Below are 14,969 nucleotides of genomic sequence, written 5' to 3'. Positions count from 1 at the left end.
AGCCCGCCCCGGTCACCGAAGGATCCGGGACCCGCCCACCGGAAGGTCCCACAGGCGCTCGCGGGGCAGCCCTTCCTTCTCCCAGGCGGCGCGGACGCGGGTGAGGGGTTCCAGGACCGGTTCCGCGGAGAGCACGAAGGTCGCCCAGTGCATGGGGGCCATGTGGCGCGCGCCCAGGTCCTGCGCGGCGCGCACCGCCTCCTCGGGGTCGCAGTGGACGTCGCTGAGCCACCAGCGGGGGTCGTAGGCGCCGATGGGCAGCAGGGCGAGGTCGATGCCGGGGTAGCGGCGGCCGATGCGGGAGAACCAGTGGCCGTAGCCGGTGTCGCCGGCGAAGTACACGCGCCGCCCGTCGCGGTCGGTGAGCACCCAGCCGCCCCACAGGGAGCGGCAGGTGTCGGTGAGGGTGCGCTTGGACCAGTGGTGGGCCGGTACGAAGTCGAAGCGGACTCCGTCCAGTTCGGCCGCCTCCCACCAGTCCAGCTCGGTGACGCGGGTGAACCGGCGGCGGTGGAACCAGCGGGCGAGTCCCGCCGGCACGAACACCGGGGTGTCGCGCGGGAGTCGGCGCAGGGTGGGGGCGTCGAGGTGGTCGTAGTGGTTGTGGCTGATGACGACCGCGTCGACGCGGGGCAGCGCCTCCCAGGCGACGCCGACGGGGGTGAGGCGGGCCGGGGTGCCGAGGATCCGGCGGGACCAGACCGGGTCGGTGAGCACGGTCAGGCCGCCGATCCGCACGACCCAACTGGCGTGCCCCGCCCAGGTGACGGCGACCGTGCGGGCGTCGACGCGGGGCAGCGGGCCGGGGGCGTACGGCAGCCTGGGGACGTCGGCGAGGCCCTCGGGACCCGGTCGTACGGCGCCCTCACGGGCGAAGCGGGCCAGGGCCTTGAGGCCGGGCAGCGGAGCGGTCAGCCGGTCGTGGAAGGTGCGCGGCCACACCCGGCGTTCGGCGAGCGGGCGGGGTTCGGCCGGCGGGGGGTACGGGAGCGCGGGAGAGGAGAGGCCGGCCGGATCGTGCTCGTCGGCTTCCGGAGCGGTCGTGCCCGCGGTCGTACCCGTGGCCGTTCTCCCGGCCGTGCTCGCGGTCGACTCGGACTGCTGCGTCATCGAGGAGGCTCCCATCGCTGAGCGTCGTCACGGAGATCGTCGAAGACCGACTTCAGGTGGATCAACGCACGGTGCACGTGCGGCAGTTCCAACGGATCGGGGGCATCGAGGCATTCCGCGCGCCGTTCGGCGGTGTCGCCGAGCAGGGGCGCGGTGGACAGCCGCACGCGCGGGGTCTCGAGGTCGTCGCCGAAGCGGTGGCCGCCCGGTGCGGGCATGCCGAGCCGCTCGGTGAGGAAGTCCTCCAGTTCCTGGGCGTCGCCGATGCCGTGCGCGGCGAGCGCGGGGGCCAGGGGGGTGAGGTCGACGTACAGGTGCCGTCCGCACTGCGGGGGACGGGCCACGGCCCCGGCGGCGGCGACGGCGTGGTGCGCGGCGGCGGCCACGCGCGCGTGCAGGCGCACGGCGGCGGCGACGCGCGCGGCGACCGGTTCCGGTTCGGACAGCGCGTACACCGCCGCGGTGGCCACGGGGGCGGCGACGCGCGCGTCGAGTGCGGTGAGCACGTCCAGCACGCGCGCATGGAGGGCGTTCCCGTCCCCTCCCGCCGGGAAGCGGGCGACAGCGGCCGGCCAGCCCGGCGGCAGCAGGGCGCCCGCCAGGTCGGTGACGACGGTGACCCGCTCGGGCAGCATCTCGGCGGGGCTGAGCAGCACGGTGTCGTGCGGGTCGTGCAGGGTGTCCCGCCAGGTCTCGTCACTGACCAGGTGCAGCCCCTGGCCGACGGCGGCCTCGAGGGTCTCGTGCAGCAGTTCGGGCGGGACGACGGTGGCGGTGGGGTCGTCGGCGACGGAGAGCACCAGCAGGCGCGGGTCGCCGCCCTCGGCGCGGAGCCGGCGCACGGTCTCCAGCAGGGCGTACGGATCGGGGACGCCGCCGCTCTCGGCCGGGGTCGGCACGTGGAAGGCGGGCCTGCCGAGCAGCCGGGCGTAGGGGGCCCACCAGGCGGCGCAGGGTCGGGGCACCAGAACGTCGCCGCCGATGGCGGCGGTCAGGGCCACCAGCAGGGCGGGGGCCCCGGGGGCGACGGCCACCCGGTCGGGGACGGCGGGCAGGCCGCGCCGGTCGCCGTAGCCGCAGGCGGCTTCCAGCAGGGCGGGGCCGCCGCCCACCGGCTCGGCACCGGCACGGGACGCCGCCGTGGCGAGGACGGCGGACAGCTGGGGCAGGACGGGAAGCCCGTCCTCGGGGATCGGCGGCCCGAAGCGGACGGGGCCGTGCCCTTCCGGGTCCGTCCGCCGCATCCGTACCTCCGCGCAGTCCGTGGTGCCCTGGTGCCCGTGTGCCGACGCCCGCCGGTGCCTTCGGCGTGTGAGTACCCAGCGTGCCGTCGGACATGGGCGTCGGGCCGGGTCGTGCAGCTCACAGCATGGGTGACGGCGGCCGGGGAAGAGACGGCCGGGCGTCAGCCGTCCGTACGGGCCCGGCCGCGGTACAGCCGGTGCGCGGCGGCACCGAACGCACCCGCGATCAGCAGCCCGCCGGCGACCAGTGCGGGCACGGAGTCGGTGAAGGCCCCGCCCTCACCGGCGTGGACGCCCCACCGCGCGCCCGTGCCCGCGCCCGCGCAGTGGCTGCCCTTCGCCCCGGTGTCTCCTGGCCCTGCGTCCTCGTTCCCGGTCTCCTTCGGCCCGGTCTCCTGGGGCCCGGTGCCCTTTCCGGTCTCCTTCGGCCCGGTCTCCTTCGGCCCGGTCTCCTCGGGTCCGGTTTCCTCCGGCCCGGTGCCCCTCGGCTCGGTCTCCTCGGGCGCGGTGCCCTTGGGATCGGTGCCCGCGGTTCCGGGGATGTCCGGTTCGGTTCCCTCCGGCCCGGCTTCCTCCGGGGGGCTTCCCTCCGACTCGAAGGCGTCCGCCTCCGCTCCCCCGGGCGCGACGGCGTCCGGCTCGGCCTCCTCCGGCGCGGTGCCCTCCGGTTCACCGCCGTGGGGCGCGGAGGCGTCCGGTGCGGAGCCCTGCGGCTCGTGGTCCTTCCACCGTTGCCCCTCCGGTTCCGGGCACGGCGAGGAGGAGGCGGTGCCGGGGCCGGAGCGGGGGGAGGCCGCCAGGGTGACGGTGTCCCCGGGAGTTCCGCCGCCCGGGCCGGCCTCCGCGGACGCGGCCGGTGCGAGCACGCCGAGGACGGTGCCGGTGGCGGCGGCGAGGGACAGGGCACGGGCGGTGCGGCGCATGGTGCGGGCTCCTTCGGGCGACGGCGGGGGCACGGCGATCGCGCCCGACGGCCGCGCGGGTGTGACCCACGTCGGCGGGGCACGGGGTCGCGCCCCACAGCCATCACAGCCCGCCCGCCGCCGCACCGCGCGCGGCCGGGCACCATTAGCGGGACGGGCACACCCGGGAGGGTGAAGGACCCGCCGGGCCGCGCCCCGCTCGGCCGCGCCCTACGCGCCGTCGTCCTGCAGGACCTGTTCCCGGACCCGGCCGCAGCAGCGGCTGATCAGGCGGGAGACGTGCATCTGGGAGATGCCCAGCTCCTCGGCGATGCTGCTCTGGGTCATGTCGCCGAAGAACCGCATGTAGAGGATGGTCCGCTCCCGTTCCGGCAGCGCGGCCAGGCGTTCCTTGACGGCCTCGCGGTCGACCACCGTGTCCAGCGCCGGGTCGGGTGCGCCGAGGGCGTCGACGAGCGAGTAGCCGTCCTCGCTGCCGGGCAGTTCGGCGTCCAGGGACAGCGCGGTGAAGCTCTCCAGCGCCTCCTGTCCCGTGCGGACGTCCTCCTCGCTCAGGTCGGCGTGCTCGGCGATCTCGGCCACGGTCGGCCGGCGCCCGGAGATGGTCTGGGACAGGTCCTGCGAGGCGAACCGGACACGGTTGCGCAGATCCTGCACCCGGCGCGGCACGTGCAGGGTCCACATGTGGTCGCGGAAGTGCCGCTTGATCTCCCCGGTGACGGTCGGCACGGCGTAGCTCTCGAAGGCGTTGCCGAGCTCGGGGTCGTACCGGTCGACGGCCTTGACCAGGCCGAGCGCGGCGACCTGGCGCAGGTCGTCGAAGCTCTCGCCGCGGCTGCGGAACCGCCCGGCGAGGCGGTCGGCCATGGGCAGCCACGCCTCGACGATCTCCTCGCGGAGCGCGTCGCGCTCCGCGCCCGGGGGCAGTGCGGCCAGCCTGCGGAAGGCGTCCGCGGTGTCGGGGGCGTCGTCGTGCGGGTGGTGCTTCGCGCTCACTCGGGTCGGCATGGTGCGTCGCAACTCCCTCGGAGTGCTCGGGGACGGACGGTCACCGTGGAGAGCGCACCCGCGTTCGGGACAGGGGCCCTGGAGCGTGATGCCACTGCCCACGGGCGTGCCTGCTGTCCGAAGCACTGGGAGTGCGCCTGCCCGTACTCTCCGCCCGCAAACCCCGGCGCGGGATTCCGCCGGCGCCCGGGGCGGGACGGAGACGGCCCCGGGCCCTGCCGTCGGACTCCCGTCCGCCTCGCGACGCCGTGCACGCGCTCTCGCCGCACCGGGCCCCGACCCGGGTACGTCCGGTACGAGGCTCAGGGCCCGGCACTCCCCCAGGCCCTTCGAGCAGGGGGGACCACCCCCGGAGAGCACGCGCCTGACGCCACGTGGCCCGCCCTCCGGGCGCACGACGCGAGTTCGACGACAGGGCCTAGGACCGCGCGGCGCGGCCGGCCTCCCCGTTCCTGACCGGCCGCGTGTGGATCTTGGCCATGCAGGCCGGGAGGGCGGCGCCGTCGTCGTGGTTCCGGGCCCGGTAGGCGCTCGGGCTCTCGCCGACGAGTTCGGTGAAGCGCGAGCTGAACGACCCCAGCGACGTACAGCCGACCGCCATGCAGACCTCGGTCACCGTGAGGTCGCCGCGCCGCAGCAGTGCCTTGGCCCGCTCGATGCGACGGGTCATCAGGTAGCTGTAGGGCGTCTCGCCGAAGGCGGCGCGGAAGCTGCGGGAGAAGTGGCCCGGCGACATCAGGGCGTCGCGCGCCAGTGCCGGGACGTCCAGCGGCTCGGCGTAGTCGCGGTCCATCCGGTCGCGGGCCCGTCGCAGTCGCACCAGGTCGTCGAGGTCCTGCCGTCTCATCCCGTCAGTTTCCCACGGCACCCGCGGCCGGGGGGTGCGGGCGACCGGGCGGATCAGGAATCGAGAAGCGCGCGTCACCGGGCGGCCGCTAGCGTGACCGCCGTGGACGTCCGGGGGCCCACGCCTCGCCCGGGCTTCCCGCAAGGTGAACGAGACGCCCGACGAAGACGGTTCCACCCGACGGATGGGGACACGATGAGCAAGGCCACGAGGACGGACACGCAGTCGCCCGCACCGCATGCCGCCGACAGCCACGATCTGATCCGCGTGCTCGGCGCGCGCGAGAACAATCTCAAGGACGTCAGCGTCGAGATACCGAAGCGCCGGCTGACCGTGTTCACCGGTGTGTCCGGCTCGGGCAAGAGCTCGCTGGTGTTCGACACGATCGCCGCGGAGTCGCAGCGGCTGATCAACGAGACCTACAGCGCCTTCCTGCAGGGCTTCATGCCGACACTGGCGCGGCCCGAGGTCGACGTGCTCGACGGGCTGACCACCGCGATCACCGTCGACCAGCAGCGGATGGGTTCCGATCCCCGCTCCACGGTCGGCACCGCCACCGACGTCAACGCGATGCTGCGCATCCTCTTCAGCCGGCTCGGGAAGCCGCACATCGGTCCGCCCGCCGCGTACTCCTTCAACGTGGCCTCGGTGAGCGCGAGCGGTGGGTTCACGGTCGACCGCGGTGCCGACAGGACCAGGACCGAGAAGGTGTCCTTCAGCCGCACCGGCGGCATGTGCACGCGCTGCGAGGGCCGGGGCACGGTCTCCGACATCGACCTCACCCAGCTCTACGACGACTCCAAGTCGCTCTCCGAGGGCCCGTTCACCATCCCCACCTACACCGGGGACGGCTGGGTGGTGCGGGTCATCGCCGAGTCGGGCTTCTTCGACCCGGACAAGCCGATCCGCGAGTACACCGAGAAGGAGCGGTACGACTTCCTCCACCGCGAGCCGACCAAGGTGAAGATCAACGGCGTCAACCTCACCTACGAGGGGCTGATCCCGAAGATCCAGAAGTCGTTCCTCTCCAAGGACCGGGAGTCGATGCAGCCGCACATCCGGGCGTTCGTGGACCGGGCGGTGACCTTCACCGAGTGTCCCGACTGCGACGGAACGCGGCTCAGCGAGGCGGCCCGGTCGTCGCGGATCGGCGAGGTCAGCATCGCCGACGCCTGCGCGATGGAGATCCGCGACCTGGCCGAATGGGTCCGCGGCCTGGCCGAGCCCTCCCCAAGCTCTTCGAGCAGGGGATACCCCATGGTCGCCCCGCTGCTCACCGCGCTGCAGCACACCCTCGGCTCGTTCGTGGAGATCGGCCTCGGCTATCTCTCGCTCGACCGGGCCTCGGGCACGCTCTCCGGCGGCGAGGCGCAGCGCATCAAGATGATCCGCCACCTCGGCTCCCCGCTCACCGACGTCACCTACGTCTTCGACGAGCCCACGGTCGGTCTGCACCCGCACGACATCCAGCGGATGAACGACCTGCTGCTGCGGCTGCGGGACAAGGGCAACACGGTGCTCGTGGTGGAGCACAAGCCGGAGACGATCGCCATCGCCGACCACGTCGTCGACCTCGGCCCGGGCGCCGGTACGGCGGGGGGCACCGTCTGCTTCGAGGGCACCGTCGAGGGGCTGCGGGCCAGCGGCACCGTCACCGGCCGCCATCTCGACGACCGGGCCACGCTCAAGGAGACGGTGCGCAAACCCACCGGCACGCTGGAGATCCGCGGTGCGACGGCGAACAATCTGCGCAACGTCGACGTCGACATCCCGCTCGGCGTGCTCTGCGTCGTCACCGGCGTCGCCGGCTCCGGCAAGAGCTCGCTCGTCCACGGGTCCATCCCGGCCTCGGAGGGGGTGGTGTCGGTGGACCAGACACCGATCCGCGGCTCGCGCCGGAGCAACCCGGCGACGTACACCGGACTGCTCGACCCGATCCGCAAGGCGTTCGCGAAGGCCAACGGCGTGAAGCCGGCGTTGTTCAGCGCCAACTCCGAGGGCGCCTGCCCCACCTGCAACGGCGCCGGCGTCGTCTACACCGACCTGGGGATGATGGCCGGCGTCGCCACCACCTGCGAGGAGTGCGAGGGGAAGCGGTTCCAGGCGTCCGTGCTGGAGTACACCTTCGGCGGCAAGGACATCAGCGAGGTGCTGGCGATGCCGGTGACCGAGGCCGAGGAGTTCTTCGGCTCCGGCGAGGCCCGCACACCGGCCGCCCACCGCATCCTCGGCCGGCTCGCCGACGTCGGACTCGGCTACCTCACCCTCGGCCAGCCGCTCACCACGCTGTCCGGAGGCGAGCGGCAGCGGCTCAAGCTGGCCACCCACATGGGCGACAAGGGCGGCGTGTACGTCCTCGACGAGCCGACCACCGGCCTCCACCTCGCCGACGTCGAGCAGCTGCTCGGCCTGCTCGACCGGCTCGTCGACTCCGGCAGGACGGTCATCGTCATCGAGCACCACCAGGCGGTCATGGCCCACGCCGACTGGATCATCGACCTCGGTCCCGGCGCCGGTCACGACGGCGGCCGGATCGTCTTCGAGGGCACCCCCGCCGACCTCGTCGCCGCCCGCTCCACCCTCACCGGCGAGCACCTCGCGGACTACGTCGGCGCCTGAGCGGGGCGCTGCGCTTCTCGCGGGCGGGCCGGTCCGCAAGGGGACTCGGGACCCGGACGCCCGCCCGCGCCCGGCCGCACGACCGCGTGGATCTCCACCCGTCCCGGCCTGGCCGCCGGTCCGCTCGCGTCCCGCCTGGCCCTCGTGGACACGGCCAACGGCATCGCGGTGCGCCGGCCGCCCACCGAGTGGATGTTCCCCAGCGTCGACCCGACCGTCCACCTGCACCGCCGGCCCGGGGGCGACTGGACGGGCCTGGACACCACCGTCGTCTTCGGTCCCACCGGCCAGGGCCTCACCAGCACCGTCCCGCACGACCTCGACGGCCCGGTGGGAACCGCCCAGCAGATCCTCACGGTCCGCCCGCAGCCGGGACGACGGTGAGCCGGACCTGATCAGACCGTCGGCGTGCGGCCGGCGGGATCACCGGCGTCGGGCCGCCGGGACGGCAGCACCAGTTCCTCGTAGCGGCCCAGCACCAGGACCACACCGAGCATGAGCAGGGGGACGAGCACAGCGAGCACCACCATGGCCGGACCTTTCCGGGAGCCACGTGGGGGGCGGGTGATCCGGGTCTCCCGCCGCCCGGCGGCCAAACCCGGGCGGTGCCGATCCGCCGCCCCGACCCCGTGTCGGCGTCCGCTGGCCGGGTACGCGGTGCGCACCCCGAAGGTCTGGAGGGAGACATGCAGCGAGGCAGTGACCGGCTGAGCGTTCACCGCGACGACGAGATGAAACACGAACTGCAGGGCCTGCTCAGGTCCGGGCACCCCACCCGTACCGAGGAGTGGCACGACCCGGAGCCGTTCGCCGAGGACGACCCGGAGGTCGTGTACGGCCCGGTGACGCCGGGCCGCGGGCCGACGTCGCTGGAGTCGGTGCGACTGGAACTGGCCAGGATCCTGGGCCGCGGGGCGTTCCCCGCGAATCCGCGCGAGCTGGTGCGCGCGCTGAACCGGCGGTACGCGCCCGACGCGCTCGTCGAGGCGCTGGAGCGGCTGCCGCACCAGGCTCGTTACCACAACGTGCAGGAGCTGGCCGAGGCGCTGACCCGGTCCCGGGAGACGGAGAACGCCTAGCCGGCCCGTCGTGGGCACCGCGCCCGGGCCGTCCCCGGGCCGGCACGGTGCCCTTGTGGCCGGGGAGCGGAGAGAAGGCCTCAGTCATGGCCGAGTTCGTCAAGGACGTGATGACTCCGGGCGTGGTCGCCGTGCGCCCGGACGCCTCGCTCGTCGAGGCGGCGCAGCTGATGCGCACCCAGAACATCGGCGACGTGGTGGTGGCCGACGGGCAGCGGGTGGTCGGTGTGCTCACCGACCGCGACATCGCGGTCCGGGCGGTCGCGGAGGGCGCGGACCCGCTCGGCGTGAGCGCCGGGTCGGTGTGCACCCCGGATCCGTTGACGCTCGCCCCGGACGATCCGGTGTCCTCGGCCGTCGCGCTGATGCGCGAGCACGCCGTACGCCGGATCCCGGTCGTCGAGAACGGCCTGCCCGTGGGGCTGGTGAGCCTCGGCGATCTGGCGCGGGCGCAGGACCCCGGATCGGCGCTGGCCGACATCAGCCGCGCGGAGCCGGACGAGAACAGCTGAACGAAAGGACGTGGGACCCCATGCGAATCGCCTTTCTGACCGCGCCCGAGGGCGTCGAGCAGGTCGAGCTGACCGAGCCGTGGCAGGCTGCCGTGGACGCCGGTCACGAACCCGTGCTCGTCTCGACGCAGCCGGGCAAGATCCAGGCGTTCGACCACCTCGACAAGGCGGACACCTTCCCCGTGCAGGAGGTCGTCGGCGAGACGTCGGCCGACTCCTTCGACGGGCTGGTGCTGCCGGGCGGGGTGGCCAACCCGGATTTCCTGCGCATGGACGAGAAGGCCGTGGCGTTCGTGCGGGACTTCTTCGAGCAGGGCCGGCCGGTCGCCGCGATCTGTCACGCCCCCTGGACCCTCGTCGAGGCGGACGTGGTCCGGGACCGGGTGCTGACCAGTTGGCCGAGCCTGCGGACCGACCTCCGCAACGCCGGCGCGACATGGGTCGACGAGCAGGTGAAGGTCTGCGACCACGGACCCAACAAGCTGGTCACCAGCCGCAAGCCGGATGACCTCAAGGCGTTCTGCGAGGCGTATCTGGACGTGTTCGGGTCGGAAGGCGGCTGAGGAGGTCCGGGCGGGGGCGGCTCGGTCCGCCCGCCTGTGGGGCCCGCCTTCGCGCGGGCCCCTTTCGCGCGGCCGGACGGGGACGGTCGCGGCCCCGCGCCCGGGTGCGGGGCGTCCGGGACGCGCCCGGGGCGCCCGGGCGCGCCTGCGTGCGGGCGCGCCGTGCGTCCGGGTGCGTCCGGGTTCGTTCAGGTACCCGGAGTCGTGGGGGTCGTCGTGTCCGCGCCGCTCCGTTCCCGGGCCCCTTCGCGGGTGCGGCCGGCGGCCACCGGGCGGCGCGGGTTGCGGCGCAGGTACTCGCCCTCCAGCTGCGCCATCCGCTCGTTGTGGGCCCGCAGCGCGTCGTTGGAGCCGTACAGCAGCGTGTCGTGACGCGTGCGGTGGATGGTTTCCAGCTCCTTCATGAGCTGCTGGTCGTCCAGGCGGTTCGGCTCGACTCCGGTCATCGTGGTGCCCTGCTCGTCGTGTGCGTTCATGCGGTCCGGGTACCCGCCCGGTCGGCACAAGCACCACTCCGAACGGCAACCGGGAGGGAGCCATGGAACTCGCTTTCCTGCATCCACTCTACGAACGTCCCGGCCCCTGGGCCTCCGTCTACGTCGACACCTCCCGGCACACGGAGAACACTCCCCACGAACGGCATCTGACGGCCCAGGCGATGGCCCGGGAGCTGGCCGACCAGGGCGCGGACGAGGCGACCTGTGATGCGGTGCGCCGCGCGCTCGAGGAACTGCGGCACTCCTCCGAACCGCACGGCCGCGCCCTGTTCGCCCGGGACGGCGAGGTGGTTCTCGACCCGCCGCTGGCCCGGCCCCCGCAGAACGACTGGGCGCAGTGGGCGCCGCTGCCCAGGGTCGCACCGCTGCTGGAGCTGGCCGGTGAGGATCCCGTGTGCGTGGTGGCCTACGTCGACCGCAAGGGCGCGGACTTCGAGCTGCGCAGCGCGCTCGGCCGGGACGACGTCGGCGGTGTCACCGGACGTCAGTGGCCGATGCACCGGACCAGCTCCGCCGACTGGTCGGAGCGCCATTTTCAGCTGCGGGTGGAGAACACCTGGGAGCACAACGCCGCGGAGATCGCCGACGCGCTCGCCGTCTGCCAGGAGGAGACCGGGGCGGACCTGCTGATCCTCGTCGGCGACGACCGTGAGCGGCGCTCCGTGCACGAACGGCTCCCGCAGCGGCTGCACGGCCTGGTGGTCGAGGCGTCGCGCGGCGCCGGCAGCAGGCTGCTCGACGAGGAGGTGGAGCGGGCCCGCGCGGAGCACGTCCGCGACCGGGCCGCGGCGGAGCTGGAGCGGTTCCTGGCCGCCCGCACCCCCGACGACGAGGGCCGCGCGGGTGCGGTGGAGGGCGTGCCGGCGCTGGTGGAGGCGGCGCGCGAACACCGGATCGACGAGCTGCTGATCCGGCCGGACGGGCCGGACGCCCATCGTGAGGTGTGGATCGGTGAGGATCCGGACCAGCTGGCGGTGCGGCGCACCGATCTGAAGATCCTCGGTGAGCAGCATTCGTGGTCGGCCCGCGCGGACGACGCGCTGATCCGTTCGGCGGTCGCGACGGACGCGCCCGCGCTGTCGGTGACGGCGGCGCCGGAAACGCGGGAAGAGGCACCGGTGGGCGGGCTGGGAGCGTTGCTGCGCTGGAAGTGAACCGCAGCAGCGCGCGAGGAGGCCCCCGGTACGGGCCACCGGGGGCTTTTGCCTGCCTGTGCCCCCAGCCGTCCGGGTCCTGTCCTCGAACTCGCGTCGTCCGCCCGGAGGGCGGGCCCCGCGGCGGCAGGTGCGTGCTCCGGGGGTCCTCCCTGCGGGAGGAGCCCGGGGAGCGGGCACGGCGTCGCGAGGCGGACGGGAGTTCGAGGACAGGGCCTAACGCGCTCGTTCCACCCTGCGTTCGTCCCACACCGGTTCCGGGGTCTCCCTGACCCTGCCGTCGCTGCCGAAGACCAGGAAGCGGTCGAAGGAGCGGGCGAACCAGCGGTCGTGCGTCACCGCGAGGACCGTGCCCTCGAACGCCTCCAGGCCCTCCTGCAGCGCCTCCGCGGACTCCAGGTCGAGGTTGTCCGTCGGCTCGTCGAGCAGCAGGGCCGTGACGCCCTGGAGCTCCAGCAGCAGGATCTGGAAACGGGCCTGCTGGCCGCCGGACAGCCGCTCGAAGGTCCGCTCGGCCTGGCCGGTCAGCTCGTAGCGGCGCAGCCGGGACATGGCGGCTCCCCGGTCCTGGGAGTGCTCCTCCCACAGGATGTCCAGGAGCGTGCGGCCCTCCAGCTCGGGGTGCGCGTGCGTCTGCGCGAAGTGTCCGGGGACGACGCGCGCGCCCAGCCGCCACCGGCCCGTGTGGGCCACGTCGTCGCCGGCCAGCAGGCGCAGGAAGTGCGACTTGCCGGAGCCGTTGGAGCCGAGCACGGCGACCCGCTCGCCGTAGAACACCTCCAGGTCGAAGGGCTTCATCAGGCCGGTGAGTTCGAGCCGCTCGCAGGTGAGCGCGCGCACTCCGGTACGGCCGCCCTTCAGGCGCATGGTGATGTTCTGCTCGCGCGGCGGCTCCGGCGGGGGGCCCGCCTCCTCGAACTTGCGCAGCCGGGTCTGGGCCGCCTGGTAGCGGGAGGCCATGTCGTCGCTGTTCGACGCGGCCTGCCGCAGGTTCAGGACGAGCTTCTTGAGCTGGGCGTGCTTGTCGTCCCAGCGCCTGCGCAGCTCCTCGAAGCGGGCGAAGCGTTCGCGGCGGGCGTCGTGGTACGTGGCGAAGCCGCCGCCGTGCACCCAGGCGTCGGCACCGGCGGGACCGGGTTCGAGGGAGACGATGCGCCGGGCGGCGCGGGCGAGGAGTTCGCGGTCGTGGGAGACGAACAGCACGGTCTTGCGGGTCTGGGCGAGCCGCTCCTCCAGCCAGCGCTTGCCGGGTACGTCGAGGTAGTTGTCGGGCTCGTCGAGGAGGAGGACCTCGTCGGTGCCGCGCAGCAGGGCCTCGAGGACCAGACGCTTCTGCTCGCCGCCGGAGAGGGTGCGCACCTGCCGCCACTGCGCCTTCTCGTACGGGACGCCCAGCGCGGCCGTGGTGCACATGTCCCACAGCGTCTCCGCCTCGTAACCGCGGGCCTCGGCCCAGTCGGCGAGGGCCTGCGCGTAGCGGAGCTGGGCGGCCTCGTCGTCGACGGTCATGATGGCGTGCTCGGCCTCGTCGACGGCGCGGGCCGCCTCGCGGATGCGGGGCGTGGCCACGGAGACGAGGAGGTCGCGTACGGTCGTCTCGTCCCGTACGGAGCCGACGAACTGGCGCATGACGCCGAGGCCGCCGGTGACGGTGACGGAACCGCCGTGCGGTTTCAGCTCGCCGGCGAGGAGGCGGAGCAGGGTCGTCTTGCCCGCGCCGTTCGGGCCGACCAGGGCCGTGACGGCCCCTTCTCCCACCCGGAAGGACACATCGCCCAGGAGTGCTCTCCCGTCGGGGAGGTAGTACTCCAGGTGCGCGGCTTCCAAGTGACCCATGGCAGCCGATTGTGCGGACCGCCGGAGCAGGCCGCAAACAGTTTTCCGGCCGCCCCTCCCCACCCGCCCCTCCCCTGCTCCCGTACGGCCGTTGACCATCATGTGGGACACGGGTCTCATTATTCGACTGCATTGCGTACGGTGACGGTCATCCCTACGAGGAGAGAAGGGGTGGTTCACCATGCCGGAGGCGCAGGAGACCGCCGTCTACACGCACGGGCACCACGAGTCGGTGCTGCGGTCGCACACGTGGCGGACCGCCGCCAACTCGGCGGCGTATCTTCTGGGGGCGCTGGAGCCCCGCATGCGGATCCTGGACATCGGGTGCGGGCCCGGCACCATCACCGCCGATCTGGCCGGGCTCGTTCCCGACGGGCACGTCACCGGTCTCGACCGGGAGCCGGGAGTCCTGGAGCGGGCCCGGGCGGTGGCCAGGGGACGCGGGCTGACGAACGTCGGCTTCGCGGTGGGTGACGTGCACGCGCTGGACTTCCCGGACGACACGTTCTGCGTGGTCCACGCCCACCAGGTGCTGCAGCACGTGGGCGATCCGGTGCGGGCGCTGCGGGAGATGAAGCGGGTGACGCGGCCGGGCGGGTTCGTCGCCGTCCGGGACTCGGACTACGCGGCGATGACCTGGTACCCCCTGTCACCCGGCCTGGACGACTGGCTGGAGCTGTACCGGCGGGTGGCCCGGGCCAACGGGGGTGAGCCGGACGCCGGACGGCGGCTGAAGTCCTGGGCGCTCGCGGCGGGGCTCACGGACATCACCGCGTCCTCGGCGACCTGGACCTTCTCGACCTCCGAGGAGCGGGCCTGGTGGAGCGGCCTGTGGGCGGACCGCACCGTGGCGTCGGCCTATGCCGGGCAGGCCGTCGAGGGGGGCCACGCCACCCGCGAGGACCTGCGGGCGGTGGCCGGGGCCTGGCGGCAGTGGGGCGCGCGGGACGACGGCTGGTTCAGTGTGCTGCACGGAGAAATTCTCTGCCGCAAGCAAGCCTGAACCACGCTTTCCGGGCAATCAGAAGGTCAGGAGGTTGACATTATGGTTCCCATTCTGCTCGTCCTGCTTCTGGTTCTGATCCTTTTCGGTGCCGGATTCGCAGTAGAGATGCTCTGGTGGATTGCCCTGGCCGTTCTGGTCCTGTGGGTCCTGGGATTCTTCATGCGCGGCACGACGGCGGGCGGCGGCAGGGGTCGCTGGTACCGGTGGTGAGGTGACGGGCATTCCCCGGGCTCAGTCCCGGGGAAGCAGCGGTCCGAGCGGCCCGAGGTCCAGATTGAGGTCCTCGGGCCGCAGTCCGTAGCGCTCCCGCAGTTCCGTCATCCGCTCCTCGAGCAGCATCAGCGTGAGCCCGATCCGTTCCTCCTGCTCCTCGGTCAGGTCTCCCTCGTCGAACCGGCGCAGCGCCTGGCGCTCCATGAGCTGGCGCAGCAGTTCGACGACCGTGAGCACCAGCTTGATCAGGTCGCGTTCGACCGTGTCCGGCTCCAGGTCGAGCCGCCGGCGCCGGCCGCCGTGCGGCTCGGCGTGCGCCTGCGGGGCGACATCCCACTCGGCGTGCGGCTCGACGTGC

The 14,969-nt window shown here is 73.4% G+C and carries 16 protein-coding genes and 1 pseudogene; 8 read left to right on the top strand and 9 right to left on the bottom strand.

The window, feature by feature from the left end; all coding sequences use genetic code 11:
- Nucleotides 1-12: 12 nt before the first annotated feature.
- The 5 genes from RIM90_RS17235 to RIM90_RS17215 all read right to left on the bottom strand — a co-directional run bounded on the left by RIM90_RS17235 (nucleotide 13) and on the right by RIM90_RS17215 (nucleotide 5,132).
- Nucleotides 13-1,110 (bottom strand): MBL fold metallo-hydrolase, encoded by a 1,098-nt coding sequence (locus RIM90_RS17235; RefSeq protein WP_309061596.1) that lies wholly within the window; start codon nucleotides 1,108-1,110, stop codon nucleotides 13-15.
- Entirely contained in the window at nucleotides 1,107-2,354 is a 1,248-nt protein-coding gene (locus RIM90_RS17230; protein ID WP_309061595.1) for an aminotransferase class I/II-fold pyridoxal phosphate-dependent enzyme, read from the bottom strand. Before RIM90_RS17230 ends, RIM90_RS17235 begins: the two co-directional genes overlap by 4 nt.
- A gap of 161 nt (nucleotides 2,355-2,515) precedes the next feature.
- On the bottom strand, nucleotides 2,516-3,277 hold the full coding sequence (locus RIM90_RS17225; RefSeq protein ID WP_309061594.1) for a hypothetical protein: 762 nt from the start codon (nucleotides 3,275-3,277) through the stop codon (nucleotides 2,516-2,518).
- A gap of 210 nt (nucleotides 3,278-3,487) precedes the next feature.
- Entirely contained in the window at nucleotides 3,488-4,285 is a 798-nt protein-coding gene (locus tag RIM90_RS17220; protein WP_309061593.1) for an RNA polymerase sigma factor SigF, read from the bottom strand.
- 418 nt (nucleotides 4,286-4,703) lie between these two features.
- Nucleotides 4,704-5,132: a helix-turn-helix transcriptional regulator gene (locus RIM90_RS17215; protein ID WP_309061592.1), complete on the bottom strand. Its 429-nt coding sequence runs from the start codon at nucleotides 5,130-5,132 to the stop codon at nucleotides 4,704-4,706.
- 195 nt (nucleotides 5,133-5,327) lie between these two features.
- Between RIM90_RS17215 and RIM90_RS17210 the strand changes: the two genes are divergently transcribed.
- Complete coding sequence (locus tag RIM90_RS17210) at nucleotides 5,328-7,751, top strand: excinuclease ABC subunit UvrA (RefSeq protein ID WP_309061591.1); 2,424 nt, start codon at nucleotides 5,328-5,330, stop codon at nucleotides 7,749-7,751.
- A gap of 42 nt (nucleotides 7,752-7,793) precedes the next feature.
- Nucleotides 7,794-8,135, top strand: a pseudogene (locus tag RIM90_RS17205) (thioesterase family protein); the annotation flags it as partial.
- Between the two features lie 11 nt (nucleotides 8,136-8,146).
- Here the strand turns inward: RIM90_RS17205 and RIM90_RS17200 are convergent.
- Nucleotides 8,147-8,281, bottom strand: a complete 135-nt coding sequence (locus RIM90_RS17200; protein WP_309061590.1) for a hypothetical protein — start codon at nucleotides 8,279-8,281, stop codon at nucleotides 8,147-8,149.
- A gap of 156 nt (nucleotides 8,282-8,437) precedes the next feature.
- Between RIM90_RS17200 and RIM90_RS17195 the strand changes: the two genes are divergently transcribed.
- The 3 genes from RIM90_RS17195 (at nucleotide 8,438) to RIM90_RS17185 (ending at nucleotide 9,905) form a co-directional block, all read left to right on the top strand.
- On the top strand, nucleotides 8,438-8,830 hold the full coding sequence (locus RIM90_RS17195; protein WP_309061589.1) for a DUF2795 domain-containing protein: 393 nt from the start codon (nucleotides 8,438-8,440) through the stop codon (nucleotides 8,828-8,830).
- A gap of 86 nt (nucleotides 8,831-8,916) precedes the next feature.
- Nucleotides 8,917-9,342: a CBS domain-containing protein gene (locus tag RIM90_RS17190; RefSeq protein WP_309061588.1), complete on the top strand. Its 426-nt coding sequence runs from the start codon at nucleotides 8,917-8,919 to the stop codon at nucleotides 9,340-9,342.
- 20 nt (nucleotides 9,343-9,362) lie between these two features.
- Nucleotides 9,363-9,905: a type 1 glutamine amidotransferase domain-containing protein gene (locus tag RIM90_RS17185; protein WP_309061587.1), complete on the top strand. Its 543-nt coding sequence runs from the start codon at nucleotides 9,363-9,365 to the stop codon at nucleotides 9,903-9,905.
- Between the two features lie 188 nt (nucleotides 9,906-10,093).
- Here RIM90_RS17185 and RIM90_RS17180 read toward each other — a convergent pair whose 3' ends face one another.
- Nucleotides 10,094-10,381 carry a DUF6158 family protein gene (locus RIM90_RS17180; RefSeq protein ID WP_309061586.1) on the bottom strand — a complete coding sequence of 96 codons (288 nt, stop codon included), beginning with the start codon at nucleotides 10,379-10,381 and terminating at the stop codon, nucleotides 10,094-10,096.
- 62 nt (nucleotides 10,382-10,443) lie between these two features.
- Here RIM90_RS17180 and RIM90_RS17175 point away from each other — a divergent pair, with 62 nt between their 5' ends.
- Nucleotides 10,444-11,556 carry a Vms1/Ankzf1 family peptidyl-tRNA hydrolase gene (locus RIM90_RS17175; RefSeq protein WP_309061585.1) on the top strand — a complete coding sequence of 371 codons (1,113 nt, stop codon included), beginning with the start codon at nucleotides 10,444-10,446 and terminating at the stop codon, nucleotides 11,554-11,556.
- A gap of 216 nt (nucleotides 11,557-11,772) precedes the next feature.
- Here the strand turns inward: RIM90_RS17175 and RIM90_RS17170 are convergent, their stop codons facing one another.
- Nucleotides 11,773-13,392 (bottom strand): ATP-binding cassette domain-containing protein, encoded by a 1,620-nt coding sequence (locus tag RIM90_RS17170; RefSeq protein ID WP_309061584.1) that lies wholly within the window; start codon nucleotides 13,390-13,392, stop codon nucleotides 11,773-11,775.
- 181 nt (nucleotides 13,393-13,573) lie between these two features.
- Between RIM90_RS17170 and RIM90_RS17165 the strand changes: the two genes are divergently transcribed.
- Together RIM90_RS17165 and RIM90_RS17160 are read left to right on the top strand one after the other, a co-directional pair.
- Complete coding sequence (locus RIM90_RS17165) at nucleotides 13,574-14,395, top strand: class I SAM-dependent methyltransferase (RefSeq protein WP_309061583.1); 822 nt, start codon at nucleotides 13,574-13,576, stop codon at nucleotides 14,393-14,395.
- Between the two features lie 42 nt (nucleotides 14,396-14,437).
- Nucleotides 14,438-14,608: a hydrophobic protein gene (locus RIM90_RS17160; protein ID WP_309061582.1), complete on the top strand. Its 171-nt coding sequence runs from the start codon at nucleotides 14,438-14,440 to the stop codon at nucleotides 14,606-14,608.
- Nucleotides 14,609-14,629: 21 nt separating this feature from the next.
- On the opposite strand, the gene RIM90_RS17155 is transcribed toward RIM90_RS17160, so the two are convergent.
- On the bottom strand, nucleotides 14,630-14,887 hold the full coding sequence (locus tag RIM90_RS17155; protein WP_309061612.1) for a gas vesicle protein K: 258 nt from the start codon (nucleotides 14,885-14,887) through the stop codon (nucleotides 14,630-14,632).
- Between the last annotated feature and the right edge of the window lie 82 nt (nucleotides 14,888-14,969).

Origin of the sequence: Streptomyces sp. (assembly GCF_031181555.1) — a bacterium.
GTDB lineage: Bacteria > Actinomycetota > Actinomycetes > Streptomycetales > Streptomycetaceae > Streptomyces > Streptomyces fimbriatus.
The sequence above is the reverse complement of the archived record's forward strand: the minus strand, read 5'-3'. Positions and strand labels throughout refer to the sequence as shown.

Bases quoted from the DNA above. Each gene is read 5' to 3' on its own strand.
- RIM90_RS17165 (WP_309061583.1), top strand. From the start codon at position 13,574: ATGCCGGAGGCGCAGGAGACCGCCGTCTACACGCACGGGCACCACGAG.
- RIM90_RS17175 (WP_309061585.1), top strand. From the start codon at position 10,444: ATGGAACTCGCTTTCCTGCATCCACTCTACGAACGTCCCGGCCCCTGG.
- RIM90_RS17225 (WP_309061594.1), bottom strand. From the start codon at position 3,277: ATGCGCCGCACCGCCCGTGCCCTGTCCCTCGCCGCCGCCACCGGCACC.
- RIM90_RS17170 (WP_309061584.1), bottom strand. From the start codon at position 13,392: ATGGGTCACTTGGAAGCCGCGCACCTGGAGTACTACCTCCCCGACGGG.
- RIM90_RS17220 (WP_309061593.1), bottom strand. From the start codon at position 4,285: ATGCCGACCCGAGTGAGCGCGAAGCACCACCCGCACGACGACGCCCCC.
- RIM90_RS17200 (WP_309061590.1), bottom strand. From the start codon at position 8,281: ATGGTGGTGCTCGCTGTGCTCGTCCCCCTGCTCATGCTCGGTGTGGTC.
- RIM90_RS17210 (WP_309061591.1), top strand. From the start codon at position 5,328: ATGAGCAAGGCCACGAGGACGGACACGCAGTCGCCCGCACCGCATGCC.
- RIM90_RS17195 (WP_309061589.1), top strand. From the start codon at position 8,438: ATGCAGCGAGGCAGTGACCGGCTGAGCGTTCACCGCGACGACGAGATG.
- RIM90_RS17215 (WP_309061592.1), bottom strand. From the start codon at position 5,132: ATGAGACGGCAGGACCTCGACGACCTGGTGCGACTGCGACGGGCCCGC.
- RIM90_RS17185 (WP_309061587.1), top strand. From the start codon at position 9,363: ATGCGAATCGCCTTTCTGACCGCGCCCGAGGGCGTCGAGCAGGTCGAG.
- RIM90_RS17180 (WP_309061586.1), bottom strand. From the start codon at position 10,381: ATGAACGCACACGACGAGCAGGGCACCACGATGACCGGAGTCGAGCCG.
- RIM90_RS17230 (WP_309061595.1), bottom strand. From the start codon at position 2,354: ATGCGGCGGACGGACCCGGAAGGGCACGGCCCCGTCCGCTTCGGGCCG.
- RIM90_RS17190 (WP_309061588.1), top strand. From the start codon at position 8,917: ATGGCCGAGTTCGTCAAGGACGTGATGACTCCGGGCGTGGTCGCCGTG.
- RIM90_RS17235 (WP_309061596.1), bottom strand. From the start codon at position 1,110: ATGACGCAGCAGTCCGAGTCGACCGCGAGCACGGCCGGGAGAACGGCC.
- RIM90_RS17160 (WP_309061582.1), top strand. From the start codon at position 14,438: ATGGTTCCCATTCTGCTCGTCCTGCTTCTGGTTCTGATCCTTTTCGGT.